The organism is Deltaproteobacteria bacterium (genome assembly GCA_030654105.1).
GTDB lineage: Bacteria > Desulfobacterota > SM23-61 > SM23-61 > SM23-61 > JAHJQK01.
The window spans coordinates 1-6,142 of sequence record JAURYC010000236.1 but is presented as its reverse complement, the minus strand read 5'-3'; the positions used below and the strand labels follow the sequence as shown (position 1 = coordinate 6,142).

The following is a 6,142-nucleotide window of genomic DNA, read 5'->3' as shown; positions in this document are numbered from 1 at the left end:
CTTTTCAATGGCCTGTGGGAGCAAAAATTGGGCTTTTCTCTAAGTAACCACGACAGAGATTATCGCGACGATAAAGATGCTCAGCATCCCTATGATTCATCAAGAGGTTTCTATGATGGTAAGATGTGGAAGGTTGACTGGCAGCATAATCTAAATCTCCACAAGACCAATACCCTGACCATGGGGGTGGAATATGAGGAAGAGGGAGGTAAGTCGGAATATTCGTGGGAGACTGCATGGGGACCTGGCGAAAGTATCTTCCCCGAAAAAAGTGCTACTACAAAGGGGGTTTACATCCAGGATAAAATAGCGCTTTATGAGAGCTTCTTCGCTACCCTGGGCATCAGGGTAGATGACCATAGCCGCTTCGGTAGTGAAACTACTTATCGTATCGCCCCTGCTTATCTCTTCAAAAAGACAGGCACCAAGATAAAGGCAACCTACGGTACAGGTTTCAAGGCCCCTTCTCTCTATCAGCTTTATGCCCCGGCCACTGCATGGGGTCCGATAGGCAATGAAAACCTTAAACCTGAGAAGAGTAAGGGATGGGATATGGGAATAGAGCAATATTTCTTCAAGGACAGGCTGACCCTTGGGGCCACTTACTTTCGGAATGACTTTGAAGATCTTATTTTTTTCGATTCGGCTAAAGGATATGTCAATATTGCTAAGGCCATGGCTGAAGGTGTGGAAATGTTTGCCTCAGTTCGTCCTATCGAAGATCTAGCCATAGGTGCAAGCTATACATATACCGACACCGAGGACAAAGAAACCGGAATGAGGCTTCTGAGAAGACCACGGCATAAAGGCAGCCTGAACCTAAACTACCGCTTCCTCAATAAGGGGAATGCTAACCTCGATGTCATCTATGTGGGGAAGAGAGATGATATGACACCAGACCCTATCAGGGGTGAGGTAGGTGATTACACCTTAGTTAACCTGGCTGTCTCCTATGATATTTCCAAAAACATCCGGGTTTTTGGTCGTATAGAAAACCTTTTTGACAGGGAATATGAAGATGTCTGGGGTTATGGGACACCAAGGTTTTCCCTTTTTGGAGGCATTAAAATATCTCGTTGATCGAAAATTTGTGTGGTAGGAAGTTATCCACCGCCCATCCACTCGCTCGTTAATTGAACGCAGGAGTTTCCTTTGCTTTTTAAAAAACGTTTCTTTTTCATCTCGATCCTCCTTCATGGAGCTGTACTATTGCTGCTTTTCTCCTGGGAAGTTCCCCTGGCGAACCGCCTATTCCCCAAGAACATCCTGCAAGTTTCCCTTGTTGAAAAGATAGGGGAAAAACCTCAAACGACAAAGGCCGAATTATTGAATCTTCCCAAGAGAGAAGAGGACTTTCCAAATAAAGATGAGAAGAGGGAGGATTCAAAAGAGGAAAAGAGAGAGGTTAAGCGAGAAAAAAAAGAGGAACAGAAACAGGAACAAAAACCAGAGAAGATTGAGCCCACTCCGAGAGAAATTAAAGAAGAGAAACCGGAAGAACAAGAAAAGTTACTTTTAGAGGATTGGATTTTAAAAGTTAAAACTGAAGAAAGTCTGGAGGCTCAAACGAAGAACAGGCCGCAAAGTTCCGGGGGTGGGGGTTCAAAGACCTCGGCATTATCCTTCGAAGGAATCAAAAATCCAGGAGAAAGAACGGATTCCTCTTCCATCTTCTTGGCTTCGGCGGGGCTGGCCAAGGGAAAAGAAGGCATTTCTGCTGGCGAAGATCATAAGAGTTCCAACCCGGATAGGGGGGAGGGAGCACCTTTGCGGATGAGCAACCTTCCTCCCTCCTCTCCGGAAAAGGATACCATTCTTTTAGAGATCCTTCGCAAAATTGAGGGAGCTAAGCGCTATCCCAAATTAGCTCGGAAGATGGGTGTTGAGGGCAAGGCCACGGTTCGATTCAAACTTAAGCCCAACGGAAAAGTTGAGTCGGTAGAACTCTTGGAGTCATCGGGTTCAGACCTTCTGGATAAAGCTTCCTTAGAGACCGTCCAGCAAGCCGCCCCCTTGCCCTACAAAGAGGGATGGTTGAAGGTGGGAATCGTCTTTAAAATTCTCTGATTTTTTAGCCACAGAGGTCACAGAGAGCACCGAGATAAATTCAAAAATCAAAAGCCAAATTTTTTCTCAGTCCATTTTGAATTCTGCGGTTCCATTCGGCATTATTGTTTTTGGGTTTTAATTTTTTTCCAACTCTGTGTCCTCTGTGTTCTCTGTGGCGAAAAGAAAAAAATGAAAAAAGAATGGGTTTTTGAGGAAATTCAGGTGGAATGTCACGCCGGATACAAGGGAGAAGAGGCTCCCCGGGCTTTCACGCATCTGGGGAAGCGGTGCGAAATCTTTGAAATCGTGGATCGCTGGTATGAGGAGAAGCAGGATTCCCGAGCGCCCCGTCATGATTATTTTAAAGTGAGGACGAGGGAGGGAGAAATTTTTTTGCTTCGCTATACTCCCCGTTACCAGGCATGGACTCTTTGCCGGCAGGTCCCCGCTCCCAGATTTTCGAATAATTGAGAAGTAAGGGAATTTTCTATTGGACACAGATTCACCCTGTTAGATGCTTGATATCTAACAGGGTAAACGCAGATAAACACGGATTAAAAAATAGAATTCAGGATCCAGAATTCAGAATCCAGGAAAAAAGCTTTATTGGGTTTCCGTTAAAATTCGGTCTTCGGAATTCTTAATTATTTCATCGGGTATTTTTATCTGCGGGAATCTGCGAAAATCCGCGTCCAAATAAATTGAACGTATGGCTGCCAAACCTTTAATGATCCAGGGAACCGGCTCTTTCGTGGGCAAGAGCATAATCGTTGCCGGTTTGTGCCGGATATTCAGGCAGGATCATTTTAAAGTTGCCCCGTTTAAGGCCCAGAATATGGCCCTCAATTCCTTTGTTACCCCGGAGGGTGGAGAAATGGGGCGAGCCCAGGTGGTTCAGGCCGAAGCGGCTGGCCTTCAGCCCCATGTAGATATGAACCCCATCCTTCTCAAGCCCAATACGGACATCGGTGCGCAGGTCATCATTCAAGGAAAAGTCTTCGGCAACATGAATGCCGGGGAGTATCATCGCTTCAAGAAAAAAGCGCTGCGGGCCGTCATGGAGAGTTACCGGCGTTTGGACCGGCAATTTCAGGTAATCGTCATCGAAGGGGCGGGGAGTCCGGCGGAAGTGAACCTGCGGGAAGGAGACATCGCCAATATGGGCATGGCGGAAAAAGTAGATGCGCCCGTGCTCCTGGTGGGTGATATTGATAAAGGTGGAGTCTTTGCTTCCCTGGTGGGAACGCTGGAGTTATTGGACGCAGAGGAGCGAAAAAGAATAAAAGGTTTCATCATCAATAAATTTCGTGGTGACCCAAGCCTTCTGAAACCCGGTCTGGAATTTTTGGAGAGAAAGACAGGCATACCGGTCCTGGGGGTCATCCCCTACCTCAAAGATCTCTACCTTCCTGAAGAGGATGGGGTAATTTTGGATAAAATGTATTCCCGGGATAAGCAGCGAGCAGTGATTATTGCTGTCCTCTACCTTCCGCATATATCGAACTTCACCGACTTTGATCCTCTGGAGCACGAGCCGGATGTCCATCTACGGTATGTCCAACCCGGACAGAGAATCGGTGATGCGGATGTTATTATTCTGCCTGGATCAAAAAACACCATCGATGATTTCCTTTTCCTGAAAAAAGAAGGTTATGCTGAGGAAATTCTGCATTTACACCAGTTGGGGAAGATGGTAATCGGAATCTGCGGTGGGTTTCAGATGCTGGGGAAGGCCATCCGCGATCCCCTTGGTATGGAGACTGCGTGGGGAGAAATTAAGGGCCTGGGCCTTCTTGATGTGGAAACCATTCTTATGAAAGAAAAGAGGACTTACCAGGTGAAAGCCATTCCCTTGAATGGTTTCCCGACTGCACCGGAAGAAATCCTTCAGGGATATGAAATTCACATGGGGGAAACGGCAAGGGGCCCTGATCTTAGGCCAGCCTTTAAAATCATCGAGAGACTCAACCAAAAGGTAGAAATCGAAGATGGAGCCGTTTCGCCAGATGGGATGGTTTGGGGAACTTACATCCACGGACTTTTTGAGAACGACCGATATCGACGCCGATTCATCGAATCTTTGAAAAAGCAAAAAGGCCTTTCCGGGATTGGAAATACAGAAAATTTTGAATACACGGCCTTTAAAGAAAGAGTTTATGATGGGCTGGCAGCGGCTCTGCGGGAAGCGCTGGATGTGGAGAGAATCTACCGGATCATCGGGATAAAATAATTGCAGATGGCAAGTTTTAGATTTCAGATTTACATCTCCCATTGGCAATCTGAGATCTGAAATCGATGTGAGAAAACATTTTGGCCTCCATCACACTCATCTCTGCTTACCTTCTCGATATTATCCTTGGCGATCCGCAACGATTTCCGCATCCCGTGCGCCTGATCGGCCGATTCATCGTTTTTTTAGAAAATCTATTCTGGCGAGCCAACTCATCTCCGCTCAGCCAAAAGATTTCCGGAATCCTGCTGGCTCTCATTGTCGTAGGTAGTACCTTCATGGCTACAACTTTTTTAATTTATTGGGCCGGTTATTTTTCCCAAGCCGCAAGTTTCATTTTATCTATTTTTATGGGCTACTTTACCCTGGCAACGAGAGATTTGCATGTGGAAACGCGGAGAGTTTTAAAAGCCCTTGAGGCGGGAAATCTTGCCAGGGCCCGTCAGGAGCTTTCTTTTTTGGTAGGAAGGGATACGGCTCACCTGAGTGAACCCGAAGTAATCCGGGCCTTGGTGGAGACCATTGCCGAGAATCTATCCGACGGCGTTATTGCTCCGCTCTTCTACCTCGGCCTGGGGGGTCCTCCCTGGGCCATGACTTACAAAGCGATAAACACTTTAGATTCCATGGTTGGGTATAAGAAGGAACGCTTTCGGCACATGGGCTGGGCCTCGGCCAGGTTGGATGATGCGGCGAATTTCATTCCGGCCCGGCTCAGTGGTGGGCTTGTCGTTATTTCGGCATTCCTTCTCGGCAAACCCTGGAGAGATTCTCTGGAGATTTTAAGGAGGGATCGCCGGCAACATCAAAGCCCGAACAGCGCTTGGCCGGAGGCGGCCACGGCCGGAGCTCTCGGGGTCCAACTGGGAGGCTTAAATTATTATGGAGGCCAGCCCAGCCCGAAACCCTTCATCGGCAACCGAAAAAAGGATCTCGACCTCGGGGATGTTCGCGATGCCTGGAAGATATTATATCTTTCTTCGTTCGGGATGCTCTTACTTGCCCTTCTGCTCAACTGGGCCATGGAAGGTTTTTTCTGTTTGCGATAACGGGCATTTTATGATTAAAATTTTTTAAACAGGGTCCAAGGGGTCAAGGAGGCAGAGGTATTCATTGAACACAACCCATGGCGGTAACATTTATGAGATTGCTGAGCGGTTTGGTTTGAAGCCGTCCGCAATGATCGATTTTAGTGCTTCCATCAATCCCCTTGGCCTTTCTAAAAAGGCCGAAAGGAAGCTTAAGCAGGGCCTTGCGGCTATTCTTCACTACCCTGATCCTCAGTATTCTGAGTTGAGACGAACTCTGGCGCAATTTCACGGCTTGGCGGAAGAACAGATCCTGGTCGGGGCTGGCTCCACGGAATTCATTTACGCCATCCCTCGGGTTTTGAGCATCCGGCGTCCGTTGATCGTAACCCCGGCATTCAGTGAGTATGAAAACGCGCTGGAAATTTCAGCGGGAAGGACCAACGTAAGCATTCATTATTTGGAGACGGAAGAAGAGGACGGGTTCGAGCTTAGCGTGGAGAGTCTCCTCTTTTCCCTAACCCAGGGGTATGATGCCCTCTACCTTGGGAATCCCAGCAATCCCACGGGAATCCTGACAGAGAAAGAGGATCTTCTGAAAATTTTAGCGCAAGCAGAGCGGGAGAAGGTCTGGTTTATCCTGGATGAGGCCTTCATCGACTTTGTCGAGGAAGAATCTTTAAAGAGGGAGGCCGTCTCCTCCTCGAGGCTCATCATTCTAAGGTCGCTGACTAAGTTCTTTGCCCTGCCAGGGCTGCGGGTGGGCTATATCATCTCCAATGCAGAAACCATCCGTCATTTTTCCCGGAACAGGGAACCCTGGACCGTGAACGCC

Annotated in this window: 6 protein-coding genes; all 6 read left to right on the top strand. The window is 47.7% G+C overall.

The window, feature by feature from the left end; translation table 11 throughout:
* Window positions 1–1,080, top strand: a 1,080-nt coding sequence (locus Q7V48_09960) for a TonB-dependent receptor (protein ID MDO9211053.1), incomplete at its 5' end; no start/stop codon positions are given.
* 72 nt (window positions 1,081–1,152) lie between these two features.
* Complete coding sequence (locus Q7V48_09955; protein MDO9211052.1) at window positions 1,153–2,067, top strand: energy transducer TonB; 915 nt, start codon at window positions 1,153–1,155, stop codon at window positions 2,065–2,067.
* Between the two features lie 171 nt (window positions 2,068–2,238).
* The gene (locus Q7V48_09950) at window positions 2,239–2,520 is read left to right on the top strand and encodes a hypothetical protein (GenBank protein MDO9211051.1); all 282 of its coding nucleotides are present in this window, start codon (window positions 2,239–2,241) and stop codon (window positions 2,518–2,520) included.
* Window positions 2,521–2,758: 238 nt separating this feature from the next.
* The gene (locus Q7V48_09945) at window positions 2,759–4,279 is read left to right on the top strand and encodes a cobyric acid synthase (protein MDO9211050.1); all 1,521 of its coding nucleotides are present in this window, start codon (window positions 2,759–2,761) and stop codon (window positions 4,277–4,279) included.
* Between the two features lie 80 nt (window positions 4,280–4,359).
* On the top strand, window positions 4,360–5,328 hold the full coding sequence (cbiB, locus tag Q7V48_09940) for an adenosylcobinamide-phosphate synthase CbiB (protein ID MDO9211049.1): 969 nt from the start codon (window positions 4,360–4,362) through the stop codon (window positions 5,326–5,328).
* A gap of 64 nt (window positions 5,329–5,392) precedes the next feature.
* Window positions 5,393–6,142, top strand: a 750-nt coding sequence (locus Q7V48_09935) for an aminotransferase class I/II-fold pyridoxal phosphate-dependent enzyme (protein ID MDO9211048.1), incomplete at its 3' end; no start/stop codon positions are given.